This window comes from Streptomyces sp. NBC_00224 (assembly GCF_041435195.1).
In the GTDB taxonomy this organism is placed as follows: domain Bacteria; phylum Actinomycetota; class Actinomycetes; order Streptomycetales; family Streptomycetaceae; genus Streptomyces.
This window is the reverse complement of sequence record NZ_CP108106.1, coordinates 5,570,769-5,596,351: the sequence shown is the minus strand read 5'-3', so window position 1 is coordinate 5,596,351 and position 25,583 is coordinate 5,570,769. Positions and strand designations below refer to the sequence as shown.

At 73.1% G+C, this 25,583-nt stretch carries 20 protein-coding genes; 7 read left to right on the top strand and 13 right to left on the bottom strand.

Annotation, left to right across the window (positions count from 1 at the left end; genetic code table 11):
- Positions 1–5 precede the first annotated feature (5 nt).
- From OG965_RS25010 to OG965_RS24995, 4 genes are all read right to left on the bottom strand, one after another.
- Positions 6–995 carry a malate dehydrogenase gene (locus OG965_RS25010; protein WP_371654290.1) on the bottom strand — a complete coding sequence of 330 codons (990 nt, stop codon included), beginning with the start codon at positions 993–995 and terminating at the stop codon, positions 6–8.
- Positions 996–1,210: 215 nt separating this feature from the next.
- Positions 1,211–2,224: a DUF2690 domain-containing protein gene (locus OG965_RS25005; protein ID WP_371654289.1), complete on the bottom strand. Its 1,014-nt coding sequence runs from the start codon at positions 2,222–2,224 to the stop codon at positions 1,211–1,213.
- A 352-nt stretch (positions 2,225–2,576) separates the two neighbouring features.
- Entirely contained in the window at positions 2,577–3,077 is a 501-nt protein-coding gene (locus OG965_RS25000; protein ID WP_371654288.1) for a DUF3017 domain-containing protein, read from the bottom strand.
- A gap of 17 nt (positions 3,078–3,094) precedes the next feature.
- The gene (locus tag OG965_RS24995; RefSeq protein ID WP_371654287.1) at positions 3,095–3,955 is read right to left on the bottom strand and encodes a bifunctional methylenetetrahydrofolate dehydrogenase/methenyltetrahydrofolate cyclohydrolase; all 861 of its coding nucleotides are present in this window, start codon (positions 3,953–3,955) and stop codon (positions 3,095–3,097) included.
- 206 nt (positions 3,956–4,161) lie between these two features.
- Between OG965_RS24995 and OG965_RS24990 the strand changes: the two genes are divergently transcribed.
- Positions 4,162–4,788, top strand: a complete 627-nt coding sequence (locus tag OG965_RS24990) for a DUF3824 domain-containing protein (RefSeq protein ID WP_371654286.1) — start codon at positions 4,162–4,164, stop codon at positions 4,786–4,788.
- Positions 4,789–4,854: 66 nt separating this feature from the next.
- On the opposite strand, the gene purH is transcribed toward OG965_RS24990, so the two are convergent.
- Both purH and purN read right to left on the bottom strand, forming a co-directional pair.
- Positions 4,855–6,411, bottom strand: coding sequence for a bifunctional phosphoribosylaminoimidazolecarboxamide formyltransferase/IMP cyclohydrolase (gene purH / locus OG965_RS24985; protein ID WP_371654285.1), 1,557 nt, complete (start codon positions 6,409–6,411; stop codon positions 4,855–4,857).
- Positions 6,408–7,043: a phosphoribosylglycinamide formyltransferase gene (purN, locus tag OG965_RS24980; RefSeq protein ID WP_371654284.1), complete on the bottom strand. Its 636-nt coding sequence runs from the start codon at positions 7,041–7,043 to the stop codon at positions 6,408–6,410. The genes purH and purN overlap by 4 nt, the downstream gene beginning before the upstream one ends.
- 433 nt (positions 7,044–7,476) lie before the next feature.
- Between purN and OG965_RS24975 the strand changes: the two genes are divergently transcribed.
- The gene (locus tag OG965_RS24975) at positions 7,477–8,349 is read left to right on the top strand and encodes a hypothetical protein (protein WP_371654283.1); all 873 of its coding nucleotides are present in this window, start codon (positions 7,477–7,479) and stop codon (positions 8,347–8,349) included.
- Positions 8,350–8,412: 63 nt separating this feature from the next.
- Here OG965_RS24975 and OG965_RS24970 read toward each other — a convergent pair whose 3' ends face one another.
- Positions 8,413–10,266: a DUF6350 family protein gene (locus OG965_RS24970; RefSeq protein ID WP_371654282.1), complete on the bottom strand. Its 1,854-nt coding sequence runs from the start codon at positions 10,264–10,266 to the stop codon at positions 8,413–8,415.
- 152 nt (positions 10,267–10,418) lie between these two features.
- Between OG965_RS24970 and OG965_RS24965 the strand changes: the two genes are divergently transcribed.
- The gene (locus OG965_RS24965) at positions 10,419–11,693 is read left to right on the top strand and encodes a sigma factor-like helix-turn-helix DNA-binding protein (protein ID WP_371654281.1); all 1,275 of its coding nucleotides are present in this window, start codon (positions 10,419–10,421) and stop codon (positions 11,691–11,693) included.
- An 80-nt stretch (positions 11,694–11,773) separates the two neighbouring features.
- Here OG965_RS24965 and sucD read toward each other — a convergent pair whose 3' ends face one another.
- From sucD to OG965_RS24940, 5 genes are all read right to left on the bottom strand, one after another.
- Positions 11,774–12,658: a succinate--CoA ligase subunit alpha gene (sucD, locus tag OG965_RS24960; RefSeq protein ID WP_371654280.1), complete on the bottom strand. Its 885-nt coding sequence runs from the start codon at positions 12,656–12,658 to the stop codon at positions 11,774–11,776.
- Between the two features lie 21 nt (positions 12,659–12,679).
- On the bottom strand, positions 12,680–13,858 hold the full coding sequence (gene sucC, locus OG965_RS24955) for an ADP-forming succinate--CoA ligase subunit beta (protein ID WP_371654279.1): 1,179 nt from the start codon (positions 13,856–13,858) through the stop codon (positions 12,680–12,682).
- 206 nt (positions 13,859–14,064) lie between these two features.
- Entirely contained in the window at positions 14,065–15,180 is a 1,116-nt protein-coding gene (locus OG965_RS24950) for a VWA domain-containing protein (RefSeq protein WP_371657048.1), read from the bottom strand.
- A gap of 50 nt (positions 15,181–15,230) precedes the next feature.
- Positions 15,231–17,705, bottom strand: a complete 2,475-nt coding sequence (locus OG965_RS24945) for a DUF5682 family protein (protein WP_371654278.1) — start codon at positions 17,703–17,705, stop codon at positions 15,231–15,233.
- On the bottom strand, positions 17,702–18,838 hold the full coding sequence (locus tag OG965_RS24940; protein WP_371654277.1) for an AAA family ATPase: 1,137 nt from the start codon (positions 18,836–18,838) through the stop codon (positions 17,702–17,704). The genes OG965_RS24945 and OG965_RS24940 overlap by 4 nt, the downstream gene beginning before the upstream one ends.
- A 139-nt stretch (positions 18,839–18,977) precedes the next feature.
- Between OG965_RS24940 and OG965_RS24935 the strand changes: the two genes are divergently transcribed.
- Both OG965_RS24935 and OG965_RS24930 read left to right on the top strand, forming a co-directional pair.
- On the top strand, positions 18,978–20,342 hold the full coding sequence (locus tag OG965_RS24935) for an SWIM zinc finger family protein (protein WP_371654276.1): 1,365 nt from the start codon (positions 18,978–18,980) through the stop codon (positions 20,340–20,342).
- 62 nt (positions 20,343–20,404) lie between these two features.
- Entirely contained in the window at positions 20,405–22,003 is a 1,599-nt protein-coding gene (locus tag OG965_RS24930; RefSeq protein WP_371654275.1) for a DUF5691 domain-containing protein, read from the top strand.
- Between the two features lie 244 nt (positions 22,004–22,247).
- On the opposite strand, the gene OG965_RS24925 is transcribed toward OG965_RS24930, so the two are convergent.
- Positions 22,248–22,661 carry a cobalamin B12-binding domain-containing protein gene (locus OG965_RS24925; RefSeq protein WP_371654274.1) on the bottom strand — a complete coding sequence of 138 codons (414 nt, stop codon included), beginning with the start codon at positions 22,659–22,661 and terminating at the stop codon, positions 22,248–22,250.
- A 408-nt stretch (positions 22,662–23,069) separates the two neighbouring features.
- Here OG965_RS24925 and OG965_RS24920 point away from each other — a divergent pair, with 408 nt between their 5' ends.
- Both OG965_RS24920 and OG965_RS24915 read left to right on the top strand, forming a co-directional pair.
- Positions 23,070–23,846 carry an esterase/lipase family protein gene (locus OG965_RS24920; protein ID WP_371657047.1) on the top strand — a complete coding sequence of 259 codons (777 nt, stop codon included), beginning with the start codon at positions 23,070–23,072 and terminating at the stop codon, positions 23,844–23,846.
- 244 nt (positions 23,847–24,090) lie between these two features.
- On the top strand, positions 24,091–25,548 hold the full coding sequence (locus OG965_RS24915) for a M23 family metallopeptidase (protein WP_371654273.1): 1,458 nt from the start codon (positions 24,091–24,093) through the stop codon (positions 25,546–25,548).
- Positions 25,549–25,583 lie beyond the last annotated feature (35 nt).

Here is a 25,583-nt window from a genome sequence, read left to right as displayed (position 1 = left end):
CGGGCTCAGATGAGACCGAGCTCGCGGACCGCGTCGCGCTCTTCCTTGAGCTCCTGCACCGACGCGTCGATGCGGGCGCGCGAGAAGTCGTTGATCTCCAGGCCCTGGACGATCTCGTACTTGCCGTCCTTGACCGTGACCGGGAAGGACGAGATGAGGCCCTCGGGGACGCCGTAGGAGCCGTCCGACGGGATGCCCATGGAGGTCCAGTCGCCCTCGGCGGTGCCGTTGACCCACGTGTACACGTGGTCGATGGCGGCGTTCGCGGCCGAGGCGGCCGAGGACGCGCCACGGGCCTCGATGATCGCGGCGCCGCGCTTGGCGACGGTCGGGATGAAGGTGTCGGCCAGCCACTTCTCGTCGCCGATGAGCTCGGCGGCGTTCTTGCCGGCGACCTCGGCGTGGAAGACGTCCGGGTACTGGGTGGCCGAGTGGTTGCCCCAGATCGTCAGGCGCTTGATGTCCGAGACGGCCGCGCCGGTCTTCTTCGCGAGCTGCGAGATCGCCCGGTTGTGGTCCAGACGGGTCATCGCGGTGAAGCGCTCGGCCGGCACGTCCGGGGCCGCCGCCTGCGCGATGAGGGCGTTGGTGTTGGCCGGGTTGCCGACGACGAGGACCTTGATGTCGTCCGCGGCGTTGTCGTTGATGGCCTTGCCCTGCGGCTTGAAGATGCCGCCGTTGGCGGAGAGCAGGTCGCCGCGCTCCATGCCCTTCGTCCGCGGACGGGCGCCGACGAGCAGCGCCACGTTGGCGCCGTCGAACGCGACGTTCGGGTCGTCGGTGATCTCGATGCCGCGCAGCAGCGGGAAGGCGCAGTCGTCGAGCTCCATGGCGGTGCCCTCGGCGGCCTTCAGGCCCTGCGGGATCTCCAGGAGACGGAGGTTGACCGGCACGTCCGCGCCGAGCAGGTGACCGGAGGCGATACGGAAGAGCAGCGCGTAGCCGATCTGTCCGGCCGCGCCGGTGACGGTGACATTCACGGGAGTGCGGGTCATGGCGATCTCCGTTTAGAACAGCAGGTGGTGGGGGGTTGCCCCTAGTTCCGGCTATCTCTTCACGTCAAGGTCCGGCTCGGTGCTCCCCGGCCCCCGGGGCGGGAGACCGAACTGAATCTTGACGTGAAGAGACATCCAGCGGTCAGGCTATCCGACCCCGACCACCTCGAACCCCCACCCCCCTGTGGGACGCCTCACCCCGTCCTCCGGGCGGCTCACTGCCGTACCGTGCAGCCCTTCTTGCCGGAGACGAGGGTCGCGCACGCCTTCGCCGACGTCGGGCCGTCGACCGCGAGCATCTTGGTGTACGCCTCCTTGTCCGCGTCCACCGTCCCGGACCCGCCCGCCGTGGTACCCGCGCTGATCTGCACCTTGTCGCCGGGCGCGGCCTGCTGGATGCGGGCCCAGGCGGCCTGGCAGGTCTGGCTGTAGCGGACCTGGATCAGCGTGGCGCCGATTCTCGCGGACGACACGGTCTTGGCGAACGCGCCGCCGCACCCCATCACTTCCGGGTCCTGCCCGGTGCAGCTGTCGCGGGCGCACTTCACTCCCGCGGGCAGCGAGGGCGCCGAGGTGCTGGGCGTCGGCGAGGGCGTCGGGGCCGCCTTGTCGTCGCTGCCGCCACCCAGATCGGTGAGCAGCACGGCCGCGGCGATGACGAGCAGCGCGCCGACGACGCCCGCCACGAACATCGCCAGTCTGCGCCGCCCGCCGGTCCCCCGGCCGTCCCCGCCGCCCGGACCCCGGTTCGGGCCCTGCGGCGGCACGCGTCGGCCCGCGCCCGGCTCGGCCACGGGCACACCGAGCCCGGACGGCCGGGGCGCGGTCGGCAGCGGCTCGGCGCGCTGGGACACCGGGCTCTGCGGCCCGCCGCCCCCGGGGGCCGGGCCGAACTCGCCGAGCGCCGCCCGCGCCTGGGATATCCGGATCTGCTCCATGGTCAGGTCGTGGCGCATCTCGGCGCGGCTCCAGGCCCGCTCCGCCAGCTCCCACATGGTGGTCAGATGGATGGGATTGGTGCCGGTGACCTCGGCGAGCGCGACGATCGCGCCCTTGGGCGCGAGCAGCCGTCCGCCCAGATAGCGCTCCCACGAGGTCTTGCTGTAGCCGGTGCGGTCGGCGACCGCCGCGAGGCTCAGTCCGCTGCGGTCGACCAGCCTGCGCAGCTGGCTCGCGAACTCCCTGACCTGCGGGTCGAGTTCTTCCGGCAGCGCCTTCCAGCGAGGCATGTGCTTCCCCCTTGTCCCCCCATACGTGCCCGATGCACCCCCGGGACCGTGCCGCCCCCCGACGCGCCCTTGGTCCCTGTTAGGCCCCCATCCTCCCATCGGCGCGGGGTGCCGTCACCAAGGCCCCCGCCGCCCGGGGGCGGCTGTTGCCCGACGCACACACAGTTGCGGAACGGTCACCTCCGCGCCACAGGCCTCCGGCTTCCCTTGTAGCCGCCTTGGCGCGTCCATGACTCTTACGTCCACGGGGGACAGACGGCGCCCGTCTTCCCACGGGGGAGAGGACGGGCGCCGTTCTGTTTTACGTACGGATGTACGCACGGGGGCGCGCAGGCGTTCACCCGCGCCCCGCTCAGCGCACGGTGAACCGGACCGCGTCCTCCAGGAACGGGATGTCCAGCCAGGGCCTGGGCTGCGCCACCAGCGCGAGCAGCACGATCAGGACGCCGAGCGAGCCGTACGTGGTGATGTCGGTGAACCGGGAACGCACCGCCAGCATGCCCACCGACGGCAGCATCCAGCGCAGCACGCCGCCCGCCAGCAGGGCCAGGCCGATGATGATCAGCCCGACCCGGAACAGGTCCACGGAGACGAGCAGCAGCCCGAGCCCCGTCGACCCGAGCACGGTCAGCAGCGGCCACTGGCGCGCGGGTGCGGGCGAGGCCCCGGAGGCCGCCCGCCCGCCGCCCTCGGGCCGCGCGGTGTCCCGCGTGACCGAGGGGAACCGCCGGGAGCCCTTGCGGGACGGCTTGCCCGTCGTGGCCCCCGGGGACGGCTGGGCGCCGCTCGTCGGCGGCTCGGCGGGGTCGCCCCCGCCGGTGCCGCCGTCCCCCGTACTCGTATCGGCGTCCATGCCCAGATCCCTTCCGGTCAGCTCGCGGCCACGCCGCGCTCCGCCGCTTCGACGACGTTCACCAGCAGCTGTGCGCGGGTCATCGGGCCGACGCCGCCCGGGTTGGGGGAGATCCAGCCCGCCACCTCGGTGACACCGGGGTGCACGTCCCCGAGGATCCTGCCGTTCTCGTCCCGGCTGACGCCGACGTCGAGGACGGCCGCGCCCGGCTTGACGTCCTCGGGCTTGACCAGGTGCGGCACCCCGGCGGCGGCCACGATGATGTCGGCCCGGCGCAGATGGGCGGCGAGGTCGCGGGTGCCGGTGTGGCACTGCGTCACCGTCGCGTTCTCGGAGCGGCGGGTCAGCAGCAGCGGCATCGTGCGCCCGATGGTGACACCGCGGCCGATCACCACGACCTCGGCGCCGTTGATCTCCACACCGTGCTTGCGCAGCAGCTGGATGACCCCGTACGGCGTGCAGGGCAGCGGGCCCGGCTCGTTGAGCACCAGACGGCCGAGGTTGGTCGGGTGCAGCCCGTCCGCGTCCTTGGCCGGATCCATCAGCGTCAGGATCCGGTTCTCGTCGATGCCCTTGGGGAGCGGGAGTTGGACGATGTAGCCGGTGCACTCCGGGTCCTCGTTCAGCTCCCGGACGACCGCCTCGATCTCTTCCTGCGTGGCGGTGGCGGGCAGTTCGCGCTGGATGGAGGCGATGCCCACCTGCGCGCAGTCGCGGTGCTTGCCCGCCACGTACTTCTGGCTGGCGGGGTCCTCACCGACCAGGACGGTGCCGAGACCGGGGTGGACCCCCCTCTCCTTGAGGGCCGCCACGCGGACGGCCAGATCGGACTTGATCGCTGCGGCGGTGGCCTTGCCATCGAGAATCTGGGCGGTCATGTTTCCCATTCTTCCAGGGCGACTCATGATCGCCCAAGTTGCACTTGCACAACACATCCAGCTTCCGGCTGGACAAACTTATGTCTTGTTTAGAACGATGATCTGCGCAGTACCGCGGGCAGTGCCGGGGGGCGGACCGCTCACAGACCAACTTTCCTCCGCTCGGGCCGCGTCGTCCCCGCACGGAACAACGGAGGAATCCCGTCATGAGCTTCGGCGACCCGAACAACCCGTACGGCCAGGCACCCCCGCCGCCGCAGGCGCCGCCCGGCTACGGCTACCCGGCCGCGCCCCAGGGCGTACCGCCGCAGCAGCCGTACGGCTACCCGCAGCAGCCCGGCTACCCGGCCTACCCCGGCGGCATGATGATGCCGCCGCAGATGCCGGGCCTGATGCAGACCGCCCGCGTCTTCCTGTTCATCGTGGGCGCCGTCCAGGTGCTGATCGGCATCCTGTTCCTCTTCATCGGCGCCGCGGCCAACGACGTGTCGAACGATGCGGACGACACCTTCGGCGACACCCCGTTCGGTGACATCGGCCACGCCGCCGCCGGGATCATGGTCGTCATCGCGCTGCTCTTCCTCGGCCTCTCCGCGCTGTCGATCACGCTCGGCGTACGGCTGTCCAGGGGCCGCCAGGGCGTCCGCATCACGACGATGGTCTACGGCATCCTGGGCGCCGTCGTCGGTGTGCTGGCCCTCGTCGGCTCCGCCAACAACGACTCCTCGGGCGGCCTGATCTGGGCGTTCCTGTGGATCGCGTTCGGCGGCATCATGGCGGCGGCCATGATGACCCGCGACGGCAGCGCCTGGTTCAACCGCCCGCGCTACTGAGCCACTTCCGCGTCACCGCGCGAAAGGCCGCACCCCGCACCGGGGTGCGGCCTTTCGCATACGCGATCAGTGGAAGAAGTGGCGCGTGCCGGTGAAGTACATCGTCACGCCCGCCTTCTTCGCGGCCTCGATCACCAGTTCGTCGCGGACCGAGCCGCCCGGCTGCACGACCGCCTTCACGCCCGCGGCGGTCAGGATCTCCAGACCGTCGGGGAACGGGAAGAACGCGTCCGAGGCGGCGTACGAGCCCCGCGCGCGCTCCTCGCCGGCCCGCTCCACGGCGAGCTTGGCCGAGTCGACCCGGTTGACCTGGCCCATGCCGACGCCGACCGAGGCACCGTCCTTGGCGAGCAGGATGGCGTTGGACTTGACGGCCCGGCACGCCTTCCAGGCGAAGGCCAGCTCCTTGAGCTCGGCCTCCGAGAGCGCCTCGCCGGTGGCCAGCGTCCAGTTCGCCGGGTCGTCGCCCTCGGCCTGGAACACGTCGGTCTGCTGGAGCACGGCGCCGCCCGAGACCGGCTTGAGGTCGCCGGGCTGGTGCGGGGTGCCGTCGACCTTGAGGACGCGGATGTTCTTCTTGCGCGCCAGGACCTCGACCGCGCCGTCCTCGTACGCCGGGGCCGCGATGACCTCGGTGAAGATCTCCGCGACCTGCTCGGCCATGGCCACGGTCACCGGCCGGTTGACCGCGATGACCCCGCCGAAGGCGGACAGCGGGTCGCACTCGTGGGCCTTGCGGTGGGCGGTGGCCAGGTCGGCGTCGACGGCGATGCCGCACGGGTTGGCGTGCTTGATGATCGCGACGCACGGCTCGTCGTGGTCGTAGGCGGCCCGGCGGGCGGCCTCGGTGTCCACGTAGTTGTTGAAGGACATCTCCTTGCCGTGCAGCTGCTCGGCGTTGGCGATGCCGCCCGGCTGACCGTCCGTGTAGATCGCGGCGGCCTGGTGCGGGTTCTCGCCGTAGCGCAGGGTGGACTTGCGCTCCCAGGTCCCGCCGAGGAAGCCGGGCAGTGCGGCGCCGTCCTCCGGCGCGTACACATTGGTCATCCAGGAGGCCACGGCCACGTCGTACGCGGCGGTGTGCTGGAACGCCTCGGCGGCCAGGTGCTTACGGGCCTCCAGGTCGAAGCCACCGCTCTCGACGGCCGCGAGCACGTCCGCGTACCGCTCGGGGCTGGTGACGACGGCCACCGACGGGTGGTTCTTGGCGGCGGCCCGGACCATCGAGGGCCCGCCGATGTCGATCTGCTCGACGCACTCGTCGGCGGAGGCGCCCGAGGCGACGGTCTCCTTGAACGGGTACAGGTTGACCACGACGAGCTGGAACGGCTCGACGCCGAGCTCCGCCAGCTGCTCGCGGTGCGAGTCGAGGCGCAGATCGGCGAGGATCCCGGCGTGCACGCGCGGGTGCAGCGTCTTGACCCGGCCGTCCAGGCACTCGGGGAAGCCGGTCAGCTCCTCCACCTTGGTGACGGGCACCCCGGCGGCCGCGATGCGCCCGGCCGTCGACCCGGTCGAGACGAGCTCGACGCCGGCCGCGTGCAGCCCACGAGCCAGCTCCTCCAAACCAGTCTTGTCATAGACACTGACCAGCGCGCGACGGATCTCCCGCTTGCTACTCACGGCAACAGAACCTTTCGTCCCTCAATGCGATATCCGTCGCGGGCCAGCCGCCCCACGACGTCGACGAGCAGCCTTCGCTCGACTTCCTTGATGCGCTCGTGGAGCGCGTCCTCCGTGTCGTCCGCCCCGACCTCGACCACGCCCTGGGCGATGATCGGGCCGGTGTCGACGCCGTCGTCGACGAAGTGGACGGTGCATCCGGTGACCTTGGCGCCGTACGCGAGGGCGTCACGGACGCCGTGGGCGCCGGGAAAACTGGGCAGCAGGGCGGGGTGCGTATTGACGACCTTCCCGCCGAACCGGGCGAGGAAGTGCTTCCCCACGATCTTCATGAAACCCGCGGACACGACGAGGTCGGGCGCGTACGCCGCGGTGGCCTCGGCGAGCGCGAGGTCCCAGGCGTCCCGGGTGGGGTGATCCTTCACCCGGCAGACAAAGGTGGGCAGACCAGCCTTTTCGGCCCGCTCCAGCCCAGCGATCGCGCCCCGATCGGCCCCCACGGCCACGATCCGCGCGCCATACCCGTCCGGGTCGGCGGCGATGGCGTCGAGCAGGGCTTGGAGGTTCGTACCGGATCCGGAGACCAGCACGACGAGGCGTGCCGGAGCGGCGGCGGGGGGCGGGGAGGCCACGGCTGGGCCCTTTCTCGCGTACGGGGTGAGGCGTGGTGGGTCTGTGCCGGTGCGTGCGGTGCACCCCGCCGTGCGGGGCCTGGCGCCTGGTCGGAGACCGCCCGCGACGCACCTTTGTATGGTCGTACGAACGAGTCGCCCCCCTCGATACGGGGAACCCTACGAATGCGCCGACCGTCAGCAACGATACCGGCACACCGAACCGCCCCCACGGGACGGGGGCAGGCCCGGCAGGTAGCGTCTGGGGAGGCGCCGTCCGCGGACGGCGCCAAGACGACGACAAGAGCACGGACATGAGCACGGATTTGAGCACGCCGAGCGTCTGGCCGGACCCCCGCGCGGGAACCCGCCAGGAGCCCGCCTGACACTCGACCTCAATGCTCGACGAATGCGACCCCCTTGGCCAGGGGTCCGAGGGGAAGACGTTCACCAGATGCCGGACCGACGCGACCAGCCGTTCGCAGAACGCCAGTCCCCCGCGACGACGGATTCGACGGACCCGACGAACCCGACTCCGTCGCGGCGGGAGGAAGCCACGGGCGCGCGGGAAGAAGAGGCCCGGGGCGAGGGTTCCGGTGCCGGGGCCGACGGATCCGGCACCGGGGGCGCACCCGGAACGCCGAGTGGCGAGGCCGGTCCCGGGGCCGACGAAGGCCCGGACCGGGCGCCCGCCGACGACAATCCGTTCGCGCCGCCGCCGGAGGGGCGTCCCGACCAGCCGTGGCGCCCGCGCCGCCCGGCGGACGGCTCGTCCCCCTGGGGCAGCCAGTGGAGCAGCCGCCAGCCCGGCGCCGGCCAGGGCGATTTCGGCAACCGCCCCGAGGACCCGGAGCGCGGCTCCGGCCCCGGGCCCGGCCCCGGCCAGAACCCGCCGCCCGGCCCCACCCTGCGCTGGGACCCCACGGACCCGGCGCAGCGCCGGGCGCGCTACGCGCTGCTCTCGGGCATGTGGGCGTTCTTCTTCGCCCTGTTCGACATGACGGAGATCGCGCTGCTGCTCGGCTCCCTGGCGCTGTACTGGGCGATCAGCTCGCTCCGCGCCAAGCCGAAGCCCCCGGAGACCACCCCGGCCCACCCCGCGTCGGCCCCGCCCGCGCCCCCCGCCAAGCCCCAGACGACGGCAGCGGTCACGGGCCTGGTGACGGCGATCCTGTCCCTGTCGATCGTGGCGGCGACGTTCACGATGCAGCTCGTGTACCGCGACTACTACACGTGCGTGGACGACGCCCTGACGAAGACGGGCTCCCTGGCATGCAACGACTTGCTGCCGAAGCCGCTGGAGCCGTTGTTCGGGGTGAAGGAGTAGGAGTGGGGGCGGGGGCGGGGGCTTGACGGGGCGGCTCGCCGCGAGGCGGGTGGGCCGCCGCGGCTAGGGCCTCTCCGGGGCCGGGGGCTCGCCCTCGGCTTCGGCTTCGGCTTCGGCTTCGGCTTCGGCTTCGGCTTCGGCTTCGGCTTCGGCTTCGGCTTCGGCTTCGGCTTCGGGGAGGGGTGAGCCCTCCGGTCCGGGTTCACCCTGATCCCCCGGTACAGCAACATCCCGCTCCTCCGGCCCCGGCTCGGGCAGCACCACACCCTCGGGCAGCCCGTCCGGCTCCGGCGGCACCCCCGGCTCCACGGGTACACCCACCACCGGCGCCTCCACCGGCCGCTCCGGCACCCCAGCCCCCGCCGCGATGTCCGGCATCAGCCCCCCTGACGCCTCCCGCAGCGCCGCCCACCGCACCTCCCGCGCCCCGCTGTCGTGCCACGCCCCCACCGGCAGGAAGTCGTACGGCTCCAGGTCCCCCGACTCCACCACCTCGCCCTTCCGACGCCGCCAGGCAAGGCGCGACCACCACCGCCGCGCCCCGGCCGCATCGGCCGCACCCTCCGGTGCCGCACCCGAAACCGGCTCCGGCACCACACCCGAAGCCAGCGGCTCCGCCGCCTTCCGCCTCCACCACCACCGCAACCCCAGCGCCCCCGGCACCCCCACCCCCGCCGTCCACAGCAGCGCCGCCCCGCCCGTGCGCCACCACACCGGGCCCAGCGCCGCCAGGCGCTCCGAGCCCAGGGGGCCGCCCGAGAGCGCGGTCAGGAGCGCGAGCGCCGCCCCGCACGCCGCCGCCCCGTACAGCGCCGCCAGCGCCGTCTCCCCGCGCCCCCACGCCCCCTCCTCGCCCGTCGCCCGCCGCGCCGTCCACCATCCGACCGCCAGTCCGGCCAGCACCGGCAGCGCCGCCACCGACCAGGTCAGCCAGCTTCCGCGCGGCTCGGCCGGCAGCGCGGACAGCAGTGGGAAGTGCGGCACGGCCGGCGTTCCCGCCACCCCGAGGGGCGTCGCCACCGCGCCGGTGCCGAGCAGGAACCCCGGCCCCAGCCCGTACGCCGCCCCCCACACCGCCGCGTTCGGCACCAGCGCCAGCGCCAGCAGCAGCACCGCGAGCCGCCCCGGCCAGTCCTCCGCCAGCCGCAGGAACGTGTCCTGGGCCGCGCCGGCGTGCCACACCAGCCCCGTCCCGGCGAGCAGCGCCCCGCCCGCCAGCAGCACCGCGGCCCCGGCCGACCCGGCTCGTACAGCCGTATTCGTACGACGATGGACCAGCACCCGGCGTACCGGCCCGGGCACCCACCCCGGCAGCGGAGCGCGCGGACGGCCATACGCGGTCCAGAGCCCGGCGCCCACCGCGCCCGAGGTCACCAGGGTCAGGTGCAGCACGGCGCTGAGGGGCGCGGCGGGCAGCGGCCCCTCGGACGCGTACAGCACCGCCGCCGCACCCACCAGGAGGTATCCGCAGGTCACCGCCGTGAAGGCAGCCCACACGGGTGGCAGCGCCGCCCGCTCGCCGCCCTCCTCGGCCCCCTCGTCGTCGTCGCCGTACCCCAGCTCCGGCTCGCCCTCGTACGACAGCGCGTCCCGCGCCGCCCGGTACGCCAGCCACACCGGCAGCCCGACGAGCAGCAGCGGCACGATCCCCACCGGGGCGGGCACGCCGCTGAGCGTGTCGGGTCTGACCAGCTGCGTTCCATGGGCGAGCAGCCACAGCGCGGCCGCGGAGCGCAGCGCGCCGCCGGGCCCGCTGTCGGGGTAGGGCGAGCTGATCCACACCACCGTCACCAGCACGGCGAGCACGCCGAGTCCCAGCCCCGCCGCCATCACCCCGCGCAGCACGCAGGTGGCCAGCACGGACGAGCGGCCCTGGGCCGCCGGCAACATCAGGCCGCGATCGGTCACTTGTGTCACGCCGCCATGCTGCCAACGACACGCGCTTTCTCCGCGTAACAGGAAAATGCCCGCCGTGTCGCCCAATATACGTTTATGTTCTTTTCCGCTCGGGGTAAGGCTGCGGGCGGTACGGCCGTCTCGGCCTTCGCGGGGAGCCCTGGGAGCCCTTCATGACAGAGCGCACGTCCGACACCGGTGCCGCCATGTCGCCGCCGCCCCTGCCGACCCCGGAGGAACGGCCGGTCACGGGCTCCGGCGGGGCCCCGCCCCCCGGCTCCGACGCGGACACCGGCTCCGGCACCGGCGCGGATACGGATGCGGGCGTCGGGCCCGGCGCGCACACCACCCGCGTGAAGCCCGGCGCGCCCGCCAAGCCCCTGAGCACCCGACGCCCCCGCTCCGCGGCGAAACGCGCCGCCAAGCGCCCGGCCACGGCCCCGGTCCGCCACGACGCGGCCCACGCCCACTGTCCCGCCCCGGTGCCGGTCCCCTCACTCGCCGCCGCGCCCGCGCTCCCCGCCGAGGCGAATGAAGCGGACGAGGCGGATGAAGCGGATGTGACACCCCGGGACGTGGCCGCGCCGGACCCCGCCCCCGCACCTCCCGCCCGCCCCGTCTTCGACACCCCCGGCGACGCCTTCGACGCGCTCTACGCCGCCCACTCCACCGCCCTCGTCCAGCAGACGTATCTGCTCACCGGGCGGCGGCGGCTGGCGAAGGAGGCCGTCGAGCGCGCGTTCCACCTCGCCTGGCAGCGGTGGCCCGAGGTCGCGACGGACGCCGACCCGGCGGGCTGGGTGCGGGCCGCGGCGCACGAGTACGCCCTCTCCCCCTGGCACCGCTTCCGCCGCGCGCACAAGCACCCCGACCATCCCCCGGCCGACCCCGAGCTCCGTACGCTGCTGCGCGCGCTGCTCGACCTGCCGCCCCGGTACCGCCGTACGCTCCTGCTCTACGACGGCCTGGGCCTCGACCTGCCCGAGACCGCCGCCGAGACCGAGGCCAGCACCCCGGCCGCCGCGAACCGGCTGCTGAACGCCCGCGAGGCCGTCGCCGTGCACGTGCCGGAGCTCGCCGCGGCCGCCACCCCGCAGGCGCTGTCCGCGCTGCTGCGGCGGCGCATCGGCGAACTCGCCCTCGCCGAGCCCCCGGCCGTGACCCGGCTGCCGGGTCCCCGGCGCGTGCGCACCGGTGGCGAGCGCCGCATCCGGGTCTGGACACGCGCCGCCGTCACCCTGACCGCCGTCATCGTCGGCGCGACGGCCTTCACGCTCTCCACCGCGCCCACCCGCTACATCCCGCCGGTCGCCCCGGGCCAGCGCATCGGCGACGTCCCCCTCAACAGCGGCCCGCAGCGGCACGACGACGAGGACGTGGAGCTCCACCGGAAGCTGCTCGAAGAGCCCGCACACGGGCCGGAACGGCTGGTCCCGGAGTTCCGCTGAGTCCCGTGATACGCGCGTGGGCCCGCACCCCTTGTCCAGGGGTGCGGGCCCACGCGCGTACAGAACTGCAGACCAGAAGGTCAGCCGGCGAGAATGGCGCGCGCCAGCTTGGCCGTCTCGGTCGGCGTCTTGCCGACCTTGACGCCCGCGGCCTCCAGAGCCTCCTTCTTGGCCTGGGCCGTGCCGGAGGAGCCGGAGACGATGGCGCCGGCGTGGCCCATGGTCTTGCCCTCGGGCGCGGTGAAGCCCGCGACGTAGCCGACGACCGGCTTGGTCACGTTGGCCTTGATGAAGTCGGCCGCGCGCTCCTCGGCGTCGCCGCCGATCTCACCGATCATGACGATCAGGTCGGTGTCGGGGTCGGCCTCGAACGCGGCGAGCGCGTCGATGTGCGTGGTGCCGATGACCGGGTCGCCACCGATGCCGACGGCGGACGAGAAGCCGATGTCACGGAGCTCGTACATCATCTGGTACGTCAGCGTGCCGGACTTCGACACCAAGCCGATACGGCCCGGCTTGGTGATGTCGCCCGGGATGATGCCGGCGTTGGACTGGCCCGGCGTGATCAGACCGGGGCAGTTCGGGCCGATGATGCGGGTCTTGTTGCCCTTGGCATTCGCGTACGCCCAGAAGGCGGCGGAGTCGTGGACCGCGATGCCCTCGGTGATCACGACGGCGAGCGGGATCTCGGCGTCGATCGCCTCGACCACGGCGGCCTTGGCGAACGCCGGCGGCACGAAGAGGACGGACACGTTGGCGCCGGTCTTCTCCATCGCCTCGGCGACCGTGCCGAAGACCGGGATCTCGGTGCCGTCGATGTCGACGGACGTGCCGGCCTTGCGCGGGTTCACACCGCCGACGATGTTGGAGCCGTCAGCGAGCATGAGCTTGGTGTGCTTCATGCCCGTGGCGCCGGTCATGCCCTGGACGATGACCTTGCTGTCCTTGTTGAGGAAGATAGCCATGGTGGTGTCTGACCTCGTCCCTTACTTCGCAGCCGCGAGCTCGGCGGCCTTGTCGGCCGCGCCGTCCATGGTGTCCACGCGCTGCACGAGCGGGTGGTTCGCGTCCGACAGGATCTTGCGACCCAGCTCCGCGTTGTTGCCGTCGAGGCGCACGACCAGCGGCTTGGTGACCTCTTCGCCCTTGTCGGCGAGGAGCTGCAGCGCCTGGACGATGCCGTTGGCGACCTCGTCGCACGCGGTGATGCCACCGAAGACGTTGACGAACACGGACTTGACGTCCGCGTCGCCGAGGATGATCTCCAGGCCGTTCGCCATCACCTGGGCGGACGCGCCGCCGCCGATGTCGAGGAAGTTGGCCGGCTTCACGCCGCCGTGGTTCTCACCGGCGTACGCGACGACGTCCAGGGTGCTCATGACGAGACCCGCGCCGTTGCCGATGATGCCGACCTCGCCGTCGAGCTTGACGTAGTTGAGGCCCTTGGCCTTGGCCGCCGCCTCAAGCGGGTTGGCCGCGGCCTTGTCCTCAAGCGCCTCGTGCCCGGGCTGACGGAAGTCGGCGTTCTCGTCGAGCGAGACCTTGCCGTCCAGCGCCAGGATGCGGCCGTCCTTGGTCTTCACCAGCGGGTTGACCTCGACGAGGAGCGCGTCCTCGGCGACGAAGGTGTCCCACAGGGTCACCATCGCCTCGGCGACACCCTCGGCCACCTCGGCCGGGAACTTCGCCTGGGCCACGATCTCGCGGGCCTTCTCGATGTTCACGCCTTCGACGGCGTTGACCGGGACCTTCGCGAGGGCCTCGGGAGTCTTCTCCGCGACCTCCTCGATGTCCATGCCGCCCTGCACCGACGCCATGGCGAGGAAGGTGCGGTTGGTGCGGTCCAGGAGGTACGAGACGTAGTACTCCGCCTCGATCTCCGGGGACAGCTCGGCGATCATCACGTTGTGGACCGTGTGGCCCTTGATGTCCATGCCGAGGATGTCGGTCGCGCGAGCGACCGCCTCGTCGGGGTTGGCGGCCAGCTTGACGCCGCCGGCCTTGCCTCGGCCGCCGACCTTCACCTGCGCCTTGACGACGGACTTGCCGCCCAGCCGCTCGGTCGCCTCGCGGGCTGCCTCAGGCGTGTCGATCACTTCACCGGCCAGCACCGGTACACCGTGCTTGGCGAAGAGGTCCCTCGCCTGGTACTCGAACAGGTCCACGCGCGTCCGTCCCTTTTCAGTGGTCTCGCGGTTCGTTCTTCTGCGTGGGCGTGCCGCGAAGGGCAACGTGACGGCGCTGTCACTGAGGGAGGCGTACACGGTGTCCGGGTACGCGGCATGTCCGTCTCGCAGGTTATCCCCGCCAGAGCGAGCTCCCTAAATCGCAGATCACACCTGAGCGGTGATACCTGTCACAGATCACCTGCTCACAGCGTGTCAGGTATCGGCAGAGGCCGCTTCTCGACCGCCGCCGCCATGATCTCCGGGAAGAGGTCGGGGGTGCAGGCGAAGGCCGGCGCGCCCAGGGCGGACAGGGCCGCCGCGTGCTCGTGGTCGTACGCCGGGGCGCCCTCGTCGGACAGGGCGAGCAGGGCCACGAACTGCACCCCGGACGCCTTCATCGCCGCCACCCGCTTCAGCATCTCGTCCCGGATCCCTCCCTCGTAAAGATCACTGATCAGTACGACGACGGTGTCGGCAGGACGGGTGATCTGCGACTGGCAGTAGGCGAGGGCGCGGTTGATGTCGGTGCCGCCGCCCAGCTGGGTGCCGAACAGCACGTCCACCGGGTCGTCGAGCTGGTCGGTGAGGTCGACGACGGCCGTGTCGAACACGACCAGCCGGGTGGCGATCGAGCGCATGGAGGCGAGGACGGCGCCGAAGACCGAGGCGTAGACGACCGAGGCGGCCATGGAGCCGGACTGGTCGATGCAGAGGACCACCTCCTTCTTGACCGACTGGGCGGCCCGTCCGTATCCGATCAGCCGGTCCGGGACGACCGTGCCGTACTCCGGCAGGTAGTTCTTCAGGTTCGCCCGGATGGTGCGGTCCCAGTCGATGTCCCGGTGGCGGGGGCGGCTGATCCGGGCCGAACGGTCCAGGGCGCCCGTGAGCGTGGCCTTCGTCCGGCTGGCGAGCCGCTTCTCCAAGTCCTCGACGACCTTGCGGACGACCGCGCGGGCCGTCTCCTTGGTGGTCTCCGGCATCGCCTTGTTGAGCGAGAGCAGCGTGCCCACGAGGTGCACGTCCGCCTCGACGGCCTCCAGCATCTCCGGCTCCAGGAGCAGCGCGGAGAGCCCGAGCCGGTCGATGGCGTCGCGCTGCATGACCTGGACGACCGAGCTGGGGAAGTACGTACGGATGTCACCCAGCCAGCGGGCGACGCTCGGGGCGGAGGCGCCGAGCCCGGCGCCCCGGTCCTTGGACGACCCCCGTCCGCCGGAGCCGCCGTAGAGCGCGGACAGGGCGCCGTCCATCGCGGCGTCGCGCCCGGCGAGCGTGCGGCCCGTGCCGTCGGCGCCCTGCTCGCCGCCGAGCACCATCCGCCAGCGGCGCAGCCGCTCGCCGGCGGCCGCATCGAGTTGTTCTGTGCTCACTTCCCCACTCCTGCCAGGTGGTCGGATGCCAACGGGCTGGATGCCAGGTGGTCGGACGGCTCCGGCGGCGCGCCGGACCCGTGGGTGCTTCCGCCGAGGATCAGCCGCAGCAGCGGCTCCACGGCGTCGGCGCGCTCCTCGTCGAGCCCGGCCCCGAAGCCGGGGGCGGCCGTGTCGGCCTGGGCCGGACCGGCGGTGCCGGGGCCGCGCCGGACGAGCTCGCCGAGGGTGCGGCGCACGCCCGGTTCGTACGCCGAGAAGGTGCGGCGCAGCAGCGGCAGTACGTCCGTGAAGGCGTCGGCCGGGACGCCGGTCAGCCAGGTGTCGACCAGGGCGAGCAGCCGCTCGTCGTGGACGAGGAGCATCCCGCCGCCCGACGCGCCCCCGACGAAGCCCTCGATCCAGGCGGCCGCGTCGCCGGGCGGTGTCCCCGCCGAGAGCGCCAGGCCCATGTGGCGCTCCGCCTCGGCGTCGTCGAGCCGTCCGTCGTCCAGGAGCAGGCGGACGGCGCGGCCCCGGATCTCCCCCGCCGCCGTGTCCCGCCCGGCCAGCCTGGCCAGGACCGACGCCCAGCGGTCCCGCAGTGTCGTCGGGCCCTCGGGCGCCTCCGGGAGCAGGGCCATGGCCGTGTGGACGTCGTCGATGCGGCGGCGCATCTCGGTGGCGCCGTCCGCGTCCAGGCCCGTGCAGGCGGGCGGCAGGCCGACGCAGATCCGCTCGGCGAGCCCGGTCGCCACCTCCCCGAGCGCGGCCGTCTCCGTGCCCCGCACGTCTCCGTACCGCAGCGTGCGGGCCAGGGCGGGCAGCGCCTGGGCGAGGTGGGCGACGTCCGTGTCGAGCGCGGCCCGGTAGGCGAGCGCGCGCATCACCACCGGGAGCGCGTCGGTGAGCTCGGCGAGCAGACACCGCTCGGCCAGCGCGGTGATCTCGCCCAGGACCGTGGCCCCGGCGGCCTCCGACTCGGCCCGCGCGGTGGCGGCGGCCAGGACCGTCGTGCCCCACACCCCGGCCTCGGCCACCCGCACCGACAGCTCGGGCTCCCAGCGCAGCCGCCAGCTCTCCCGGAACGTGCCGGTGCTTCCCCGGGACGCCGACTGCTCGCCCCAGCCGATGCCGAGGAGGCTCAGCCGGTGCAGCAGACGGCTGCGCGCGGCGTCGGTCTCCTTACGCAGATCGAGCTCCAACTCCCGCTCCAGCGCCTCCGGTTTGAGCCGCAGGGAGCGCTGGGCGCGGGTGAGGTCGCGCTGGAGCGGGACGGCCGGGGCGGCGTCCGGGACCTCGCCGAGCACATCGCCGACGACGAGGCGGTCCTGGACGAGGGCGAGCGGCACGTCGGAGCCCTCGCACATCACCGCCCGCACCGCGTCGGTCGTCTCGGTCAGGCCCGGCAGCGGGCGGCCGCGCATCGCGGCGAGCGTCCCGGCGAGCCGCACCGCCTCGATGACGTGCGCGGACGAGACCTGCCGGTCCTCCTCGCGCAGCAGCCCGGCGACCTTGGTCATCCAGCGCTCGACGGGCCGGTCGGGGGCGCCGAACAAGTGCCCGTACCAGCCGGGCGAGTCGATGCCCGCCCCGTAGCCGCTGTGCCGGGCGAGACGGCGGTGGGTCCAGGGCACCCAGGTCAGCTCGGCCTTCACCTTGGGAAGGCCCTTGAGCAGCGCGCGGTCGGCCGCGACCGTGGTCCGGGCGGCGAGCGCGGGCACGTGCCAGGCCCCGCACACCACCGCGACCCCGTCCCCGAACTCGCGCCGGGCGGCTCGCAGTTGCTGGCGCATGTACGCCTCGCGGATCAGGTCGCGCGCGTGGCCGCCGTCCCCGTACGCCTCGCGCAGCGCCGTCATGGCTTCGCCCAGGACGGCGAACGGGCCGTACGGATCGGCTCCCGGCGTGCCGTCGCGGTGCTCCACGACGTCCTCCCACCAGGCTTCCGGGTCGTCGTATCCGGCGGTTTCGGCGAGCACGCCGATCGGGTCGATCCGCAGCCCGGACCGTCCGTCCTGTGGACCGCCCTCGCCGTCGGGCCCACCGTCCGTCCCACTGAGCGACTCGGTCTCCGGCGGCTCCTCCCCCGCCGCCGCCCCCTCCGCCAGGGAGTGGGCCGCCGGGAGGTCGATGAAGCGGACCTCGGCGCCCGCGTCCAGGGCCCAGCGCAGCGCCACCCACTCCGGCGAGAACTCGGCCATCGGCCAGAACGCGGCCCGGCGCGGGTCGTCCACCACATGGGCGAGCAGCGCGACCGGCGGCCGCATGTCCGGGTCGGCGGCGAGCGCGAGCAGCGCGTCGGCCTCGGGCGGGCCCTCGATCAGCACGGCCCGGGGCCGCGCCGCATCCAGCGCCGCCCGCACGGCCCGCGCCGACCCGGGCCCGTGGTGCCGCACACCGAGCAGCCAGGGGCCGGGGGGCGCGGCGGGCGCCGGGTCCGTGGTGCCGGGTTCGCCCGCATCCGGCGCGGCCGAGGACAGGACGGTCATGCCGACACCTCTCGGCAGGCGCGGTAGAAGTCCTTCCAGCCGTCGCGCTCGCGCACCACCGTTTCCAGGTACTCCTGCCAGATGACGCGGTCCGCCGCCGGGTCGCGGACGACCGCGCCGAGGATGCCCGCCGCCACGTCGCCGGAGCGCAGCACGCCGTCGCCGAAGTGCGCGGCGAGCGCCAGACCGCCCGTCACCACCGAGATCGCCTCGGCTGTGGAGAGCGTCCCCGAAGGGGACTTGAGCTTGGTGCGGCCGTCGCCGGTCACCCCGTCCCGCAGCTCGCGGAAGACGGTGACGACCCGGCGGATCTCGTCCATGCCCTCGGGGGCCGCGGGCAGGTCGAGCGAGCGCCCGAGCTGGTCGACCCGGCGCGAGACGATGTCGACCTCCTCGTCGGCGGTCGCCGGAAGCGGCAGCACCACCGTGTTGAAGCGGCGGCGCAGCGCGCTCGACAGCTCATTGACGCCCCGGTCGCGGTCGTTGGCCGTGGCGATGAGGTTGAAGCCGCGCACCGCCTGCGTCTCCTGGCCCAACTCGGGGATGGGCAGCGTCTTTTCCGACAGGATCGTGATCAGCGTGTCCTGTACGTCGGCGGGGATACGGGTCAGCTCCTCGACCCGGGCCGTCATCCCCTCGGCCATGGCCCGCATGACCGGGCTGGGCACCAGGGCGTCCCGGCTGGGGCCGTGCGCCAGCAGTTGCGCGTAGTTCCACCCGTACCGGATCGCCTCCTCCGGGGTGCCGGCCGTGCCCTGGACCAGCAGCGTGGAATCGCCGCTGACGGCGGCGGCGAGGTGCTCGGACACCCAGGTCTTGGCGGTGCCGGGGACGCCGAGCAGCAGCAGCGCCCGGTCGGTGGCGAGCGTTGTGACGGCGACCTCGACGATGCGGCGCGGGCCCACGTACTTCGGCGTGATCACCGTGCCGTCGGGCAGGGTGCCGCCGAGCAGATATGTGGCGACGGCCCACGGCGAGAGCTGCCAACGGGCGGGCCTGGGCCGGTCGTCGGCGGCCGCCAGCGCCTTGAGTTCGTGCGCGAACGCATGCTCGGCGTGCGGGCGCAGGGCCTCGGCGGCGGCCGCCTCGACACCGCTTACGGCGTCCGCGGAGTTGATTTCGGACACGGTCATGGATCCCCCTCCAGATCAGTCGACCCGATGTGACTCCACCGTGCACCACGCCACTGACAATCGACCTCGGCGAGGGTGAAAGCGCAGGTCAAAGCTGTGGGCGGGGCGATTGTCAGTGGGGGCATCTACCTTCGGAAGCATGAATCAGCAGGGGGTGCGCTGGACTGCGGAACAGGTGCTGGCCCTGGCTCCTGACGCCGCGTCACGCAAGACGGGAAGCAAGCTGGGCACGGCCGGGCCGTGGTCGGAGAGCGGCTGCGACAACTCAAGCGTGTGGGGCCTGTGCAAGGGCAGCGGCAGCAAGCCGTACCAGACGGTGGTCGACACGAGCGGGCTCGGATACAAGTGCAGTTGCCCGAGCCGTAAGTTCCCGTGCAAGCACGCGCTGGGGCTGCTGCTGCTCTGGGCGGCGGACGAGCAGGCGGTGCCGGTCGTCGCGGACGGGGAGGTGCCCGACTGGGCCGGGCAGTGGCTGCGCGGCCGGCGGGAGCGGGCGGCGAAGAAGGGGAGCGAGGAGGCGGGCCCCGCCGAGGCGAGGACCGCCGATCCGGAGGCGGCCCGGCGCCGCGCGGAGAAGCGCGCCGAGCGGGTCACGGCCGGGGCGGCCGAGCTGGAGCAGCGTCTTGAGGACCTGCTGCGCGGCGGCCTGGCGGCGGCCGAGCGGCCCGGGTACGGACTGTGGGAGGAGACGGCCGCCCGCATGGTCGACGCGCAGGCGCCGGGACTGGCGGGCAGAGTAAGGGAGTTGGGGGCGATACCGGGCTCCGGGCCGGGCTGGCCGGTGCGGCTCCTGGAGGAGTGCGCGCTGCTGCATCTGCTCGACCGGGCGTGGATGGGCCGCGAGGGGCTGCCGGAGCCACTGGCCGCCACGGTCCGGGCGCGCGTCGGTGTGCCCGCGCCGCCACAGGGGCCGCTGGTGCGGGACATATGGCAGGTCCTGGCCCAGTACGACACGGCCGACGCCAAGCTGACCACGCGCCGGATCTGGCTGTACGGACGGGAGTCGGGCCGCGCGGCGATGCTTCTCGACTTCGGCGCGGCGGGCCGGGCGCCCGAGCTCGCCCTGCCGGTCGGCCTCGCGATCGACGCCGAGCTCACGCCGTACCCGGGCGGCGGACAGCTGCGCGCCGCGCTGGGCGAGCGGTTCGGGGCGCCACTGGCGGCCGGGGGCCCGCCACCCGGCGGCACCACGGCCGAGGCGATGGAGCGGTACGGGCGGGCACTGCGGGACGACCCGTGGCTGGACGCGTGGCCGGTGACGCTGAGCGGGGTGATACCGGTGCCGCCGGGCGAGGGCGGCGGGCAAGGGTGGCAACTAGCCGACTCCAACGGCGAGTTGGCACTTCCCGTCGCCCCGGGCGCGGCCGACCGGGCGGGCCTGTGGAAGCTCGTCGCGCTGTCGGGCGGCGGCCCGGTCACGGTGTTCGGCGAGTGCGGACACCGGGGGTTCGCACCGCTGGCGGGGTGGGCGCAGGACGAGGCGGAGGCGGTGCGGCTGCTGTGAGTGCTGCGGGTTCGAGGGCTGCTGTGCAGGAAGTTGCGCATATGTATGGAGGGGAGGCCACGATGTCCGCTACCGCGACCAGGGCCGGGGGTGGTTCCTGGGAGGAGCTCGTCACCGCCGCGTTGCTCGGCACCGAGCGGCGGCCCGCTGCCGGGGAGCCCGCCGCGCTCCTCGACGAGGCCGCGCTGCGAACCGTACGCCGCCGGGCGGGACTGCTGCCCGCGCCGGCTCCGATACGGCCCGAGAGGGCGCCGGACGACGGGCGGCCGGAGCTGCCGGAGGCCGCGCGGCGACGGCTCGGGCAACTGCTCGCGGACCGTTCGGCGTCGGCGCACTCCGGGGGACGGCGCGGGGCGGCGCCGGATCTGGCGGAGCTGCTGCCGCAGTGGCTGGGCGCGGCGGCCGAACGGGGCTTCCGGGCGCCGCCCGCCCTGCTGCCCGCACTGCTCGACGCGGCCCGGGCGCGTACGGATCTGCGGCCGCAGGCACTGGCGTTCGCCGGGCCGCGCGGGACGTGGCTGGCCCGGCTGAACCCGGAGTGGCGGTTCGCGCTGCGCGGCGGGTCGGGCAGCGCGGTCCTGCCCGACGCCTCGGACACCGAGGCGGTGCGGCGGCTGTGGGACGAGGGGCTGTTCGCCGAGCGGGTGGCGCTGCTCGCGGCGGTACGGGCGTACGAGCCGGGGGCCGCACGGGAGTTGCTCGCCACGACATGGGCGGCCGAACGGGCCGAGGACCGGCTGATGTTCCTCGACTCGCTGCGGGCCGGGCTCTGCGGGGAGGACGAGCCGTTCCTGGAGCGGGCGCTCGCCGACCGCAGCCGTAACGTCCGGGCCACGGCCGCCGAACTGCTTTCGGCGCTGCCCGCGTCCGCGCTGGCCGGGCGGATGGCGGCGCGGGCGGCGTCGTGCGTCGCGCTCGACCGGTCGGGGGACGGGGACGGCGCGCGGATAGCGGTGGAGGCACCGCACGAGTGCGATGCGGGGATGCAGCGCGACGGGGTGGCGCCCAAGCCGCCGACCGGGCGGGGCGAACGGTCGTGGTGGCTCGGCCAGTTGGTGGAGGCCGCGCCGCTGGGGGGCTGGGCTGGGCGGCTCGGGGGGCGTTCGGCGCGGGAGATCGTGGCGTTGCCGGTCGCCGACGACTGGGGGGACGAGCTGCACGCGGCATGGTGCCGGGCGGCGGTGCGGCAGGGGGACGCGGAGTGGGCGCGTGCGCTCCTCGGCACCCCGTCCTCCCCGCCGGGCGGAAACGCGGGGACGGTGTCGCTGGCCGAGCGGGCCAAGCTGCTGTCGACGCTGTCGGAGGGGGAACGGGCGGAGTGGGTCGCCGCGTTCATAGCCGCGCACGGGCTGTCGGAGGCGTTCCAGCTGCTGGGGGTGTGTCTGGTGCCGTGGTCGGCGGGGCTGGGGCGGGCCGTGGTGGACGCGCTGGAGATCGCGCGGGACGCGGGCAGCTACCCCTGGAGCTTCAGCGGGGTGATGGGGCTGGCGGAGCGGTGCCTGTCTCCGGGGGAGGCGGGGCGGCTCGACGCGCTCACGGCTGTGCCGGTGGAGGAGGAGGGGGCGTCGCCGGGGGCGGGGGGGTACTGGGCGGAGGCGTTTCAGCGGCTGGTGGGGACGTTGCGGTTGCGGGGGGCGATGCTGGCGGAACTGGACGCTTGAGCCCCCACCCCGCCCGTTCCCTAAACCCTCCGGGGGTGGGTGGGGGTGAGGGTGGCGCTCCCGGGGGCTGCGCCCCCGGACCCCCGGGCGGGGCCTGCGGCCCCTGCACCCCGCTTCGTTCGTCTGCGGACCGTGCTGGGTTGCTCGCGCAGTTCCCCGCGCCCCTAAAGGGGCGCCCCGCAGGGGCGCTTTTAGGGGCGCGGGGAACTGCGCGACCAGCCACCCACGGTCCGCAGACGAACCCCTACGCCCCCGCCCCCTCGCGGACATTCGCATTGACCCACTCCACAATCGACGTAGTCGTCGCCCCGGGCGTGAAGATCTCGGCCACGCCGAGGGCCTTCAGCGGGGGGATGTCCGCCTCGGGGATGATGCCGCCGCCGAAGACCTTGATGTCCTCCGCGTCGCGGTCCTTCAGGAGTTCCAGGACCTTGGCGAACAGCGTGTTGTGGGCGCCGGAGAGGATGGAGAGGCCGATCGCGTCGGCGTCCTCCTGGATGGCCGTGTCGACGATCTGCTCGGGCGTCTGGTGCAGGCCCGTGTAGATGACCTCCATGCCCGCGTCGCGCAGCGCCCGTGCGATGACCTTGGCGCCCCGGTCGTGCCCGTCGAGCCCCGGCTTGGCCACCACCACGCGGATCGGACCGGATACACCCATCACTGCCTCCACACGAGGTGAACAAACTGAAGTGGACGAACTGAAGTGAACGAACGTTATCTCCAGCATCGCGCACGCCGCCGTTTCGCGGTGGCCGGGGAGGGGGAAATCACACGGTGGGACATGTTCGTTTTGCGTCGCCGCACCCGTTTGTCCGCCGCTCGTCGGCCGGACCTGCCGGGTCGGCTGCAAGGGGAGCCGCTCTGAAGGCGCCGGACCACCGTGCCGTCAGCCGCACAGCACGGAGGTCCGGCCACAGCGTTCTGGACGAGCGCGTTTTCGCGGGGGCGCCCCATGAGGGCACACGGGGGACGGAGTCGTCCTCCTGGCGTGCCGTTCGGGAGGTCGTCCGTGCAGTTCTTTCCGCTCCTTCCGCTGTGTCTGCGCCGCGCCTGGGTCTCCGCCGCGATGCTGCGCGCCACCGCACTCGACCTCGCCGTGCTCGCCGGCCATCTCGTCCTGTATCCATCCGGCATGGCGGCCGAGCGCAGAGAGCCCGCCCCGGACGGGGCCCCACAGCTGCCCACCGCCGGGCGCGCCCGGCCGCCCGTCGTGCTGCTGCACGGCTTCGTCGACAACCGGTCGGTCTTCGTCCTGCTGCGCCGCTCGCTGTCCCGGCACGGCTGGCGCCATCTCGAATCGCTCAACTACTCGCCGCTGACCTGCGACATCCGTACCGCAGCCGAGTTGCTCGGCCGCCATGTCGAGGAGATCTGCGCACGTACCGGGCACGCCGAGGTGGACGTCGTCGGGCACAGCCTCGGCGGTCTGATCGCCCGCTACTACGTCCAGTGCCTCGGCGGCGACGCGCGCGTCCGTACGCTCGTCACGCTCGGCACGCCGCACGAGGGCACCCGCTCGGCGCAGCTCATCAGCGCGCACCCGATCGTCCGCCAGATGTGCCCCGGCTCCGATGTCGTCGAGGAGCTGCGCCGGCCCGCCCCCGGCTGCCGGACGCGGTTCGTGAGCTTCTGGAGCGACCTCGACACGCTGATGGTCCCGGTGGAGACCGCCCGTATCGACCACCCGGATCTGACCGTTCACAACGTACGGGTCTCGGGCATCGGGCACCTGGCCCTGCCGGTCCACCCGGCCGTCGCCACCGGCATACGTCAGGCGTTGACCGTGGAAGAGGCCGAGAAGGAAGAGACGGGCAGCGCGCGCGAGGCGTTCTCGGTTGCTTGAGCCCGAGCCGTCCGAACGGCCCGCTCAACACCCGTTTTCTCGAACATTTCTCGAACGAAAGACCAAGGCTCTGCCCACAGTCCGCCGAAAGACGCTGATTGCCCGTTTCCTCATCCAATAAAACCTGCGGAAGATTGTCGCTGTCGCGTACCGCCGGGTACAGTCACGCCACTGCTTCCCCCACCGGGAGCCCCTCCCCAGGGCCTCCGGACCAGGTCCTGTTGCCGAGGCGAGAGAGAAGTTGGTGACCGACCAACACGCCCACGCCGGATACGCCGGATACGACGGCTATTCCACGGCGGACGCCACCGGCGCCCTCAACACCGACCCGCTCTTCGGTGCTCTGCCCGGCGGTTACGACACCAGCCACACCGGCACGTACGACACGGGCCAGTGGGACGCCTACGGCGCGCAGCAGTACCAGCACCAGCAGACCTCGTACGACACCACCGGGCAGTGGACCATCCCGGCCCAGTCGGCAGGGCCCGATGTCACCGGGCAGTGGGACGCCAGCGCCTGGAACCAGGCGCAGCAGACCGGGCAGTTCGAGACCACCGCCTTCGCGTACGGCGCCGCCTACGACACGACCGGGCAGTGGACCGTGCCCGGTGCGGGGTACGCGGCCGGTGCGTACGACGAGACGGGCACGTACAACACGGCCGCCTGGAACGTCGGTGTCGAGAGCATGGGCGGGCACGACGCCGTCGCCCAGCCCGGCGCCGGTCATGAAGCCGGGCATGAGCAGGCGTACGAGCAGCACGGCTACGAGCCCGCGTACGAGAACGTGCACGAGCACGAGCACGTCGAGGCGCCGGCGGAGAGCACCGCGCAGTTCCCCGCGCTCGACCTCGACTCCGGAAACCTCGAAACCCCTTCCTCCGAGGAGGAGTTGGACGGTCGGCCCGCAGCGGAGCCGCTCGTCGCGGCCGCCGCGCCCGTCACCCCCCGCCGCCCCGCCGGTGCCCGCAGTCGTCGGCGCAGTCCGGCCAAGCGGTCCGCGCTGCTCACCGTCGCGGTGCCGTCGGTGTGTGTGATGGGTGTCGCCGGGGTCGCGGCCGCGTCCGTGAGCGGGCTCGGCGGTGAGAACAAGGACGAGGGCACGGCCGTGACCGCGTCCGACCCGTCGTCGGTCAAGCCGGTCGCCGCCAACAGCAAGCTGGACACCCAGCTCGCCAACCTCAGCGCGGAGGCGGGCAACTTCGCCGACCGCGCCAGCCGTACGCAGGAACGTCTCGACCTCAAGGCCCGCCAGGACGCGGAGAGGCAGCGCAAGACCGAGGCGGCCGCCCGCAAGGAGGCCGCGCGCCCCAAGTTCCTGCTGCCGGTGACGCAGCGGGGCCTCAGCGCGTACTACGGCCAGGCGGGCGTCAACTGGATGTCGGTGCACACCGGCATCGACTTCCCGGTCGACTACGGCACCCCGGTGATGTCGGCGATCGACGGCACCGTCCGTACGCAGTGGAACAGCGCCTACGGCAACATGGCCATAGTGACCGCCGCCGACGGCACCGAGACCTGGTACTGCCACCTCTCCAGCACCAAGTTGCGGTCCGGCCCGGTCAAGGCCGGTGAGGTCATCGCGTACTCGGGCAACTCCGGCAACTCCACCGGTCCGCATCTGCACTTCGAGGTGCGCCCCGGCGGCGGGTCGCCGATAGACCCGCTGCCGTGGCTGCGCGGCCACGGGCTCGACCCGACCTAGGCCGAGCCCGTCACCACGCCTGTAGAAAAAACGAT

Excerpts from the sequence above, each read along its gene's own strand:
- OG965_RS25010 (WP_371654290.1), bottom strand. The coding sequence starts at position 995 with ATGACCCGCACTCCCGTGAATGTCACCGTCACCGGCGCGGCCGGACAG.
- OG965_RS25005 (WP_371654289.1), bottom strand. The coding sequence starts at position 2,224 with ATGCCTCGCTGGAAGGCGCTGCCGGAAGAACTCGACCCGCAGGTCAGG.
- OG965_RS25000 (WP_371654288.1), bottom strand. The coding sequence starts at position 3,077 with ATGGACGCCGATACGAGTACGGGGGACGGCGGCACCGGCGGGGGCGAC.
- OG965_RS24995 (WP_371654287.1), bottom strand. The coding sequence starts at position 3,955 with ATGACCGCCCAGATTCTCGATGGCAAGGCCACCGCCGCAGCGATCAAG.
- OG965_RS24990 (WP_371654286.1), top strand. The coding sequence starts at position 4,162 with ATGAGCTTCGGCGACCCGAACAACCCGTACGGCCAGGCACCCCCGCCG.
- OG965_RS24975 (WP_371654283.1), top strand. The coding sequence starts at position 7,477 with ATGCCGGACCGACGCGACCAGCCGTTCGCAGAACGCCAGTCCCCCGCG.
- OG965_RS24965 (WP_371654281.1), top strand. The coding sequence starts at position 10,419 with ATGACAGAGCGCACGTCCGACACCGGTGCCGCCATGTCGCCGCCGCCC.
- sucD (WP_371654280.1), bottom strand. The coding sequence starts at position 12,658 with ATGGCTATCTTCCTCAACAAGGACAGCAAGGTCATCGTCCAGGGCATG.
- OG965_RS24950 (WP_371657048.1), bottom strand. The coding sequence starts at position 15,180 with ATGGTGCTCGGCGGCGAGCAGGGCGCCGACGGCACGGGCCGCACGCTC.
- OG965_RS24945 (WP_371654278.1), bottom strand. The coding sequence starts at position 17,705 with ATGACCGTCCTGTCCTCGGCCGCGCCGGATGCGGGCGAACCCGGCACC.
- OG965_RS24940 (WP_371654277.1), bottom strand. The coding sequence starts at position 18,838 with ATGACCGTGTCCGAAATCAACTCCGCGGACGCCGTAAGCGGTGTCGAG.
- OG965_RS24935 (WP_371654276.1), top strand. The coding sequence starts at position 18,978 with ATGAATCAGCAGGGGGTGCGCTGGACTGCGGAACAGGTGCTGGCCCTG.
- OG965_RS24930 (WP_371654275.1), top strand. The coding sequence starts at position 20,405 with ATGTCCGCTACCGCGACCAGGGCCGGGGGTGGTTCCTGGGAGGAGCTC.
- OG965_RS24925 (WP_371654274.1), bottom strand. The coding sequence starts at position 22,661 with ATGGGTGTATCCGGTCCGATCCGCGTGGTGGTGGCCAAGCCGGGGCTC.
- OG965_RS24920 (WP_371657047.1), top strand. The coding sequence starts at position 23,070 with ATGCTGCGCGCCACCGCACTCGACCTCGCCGTGCTCGCCGGCCATCTC.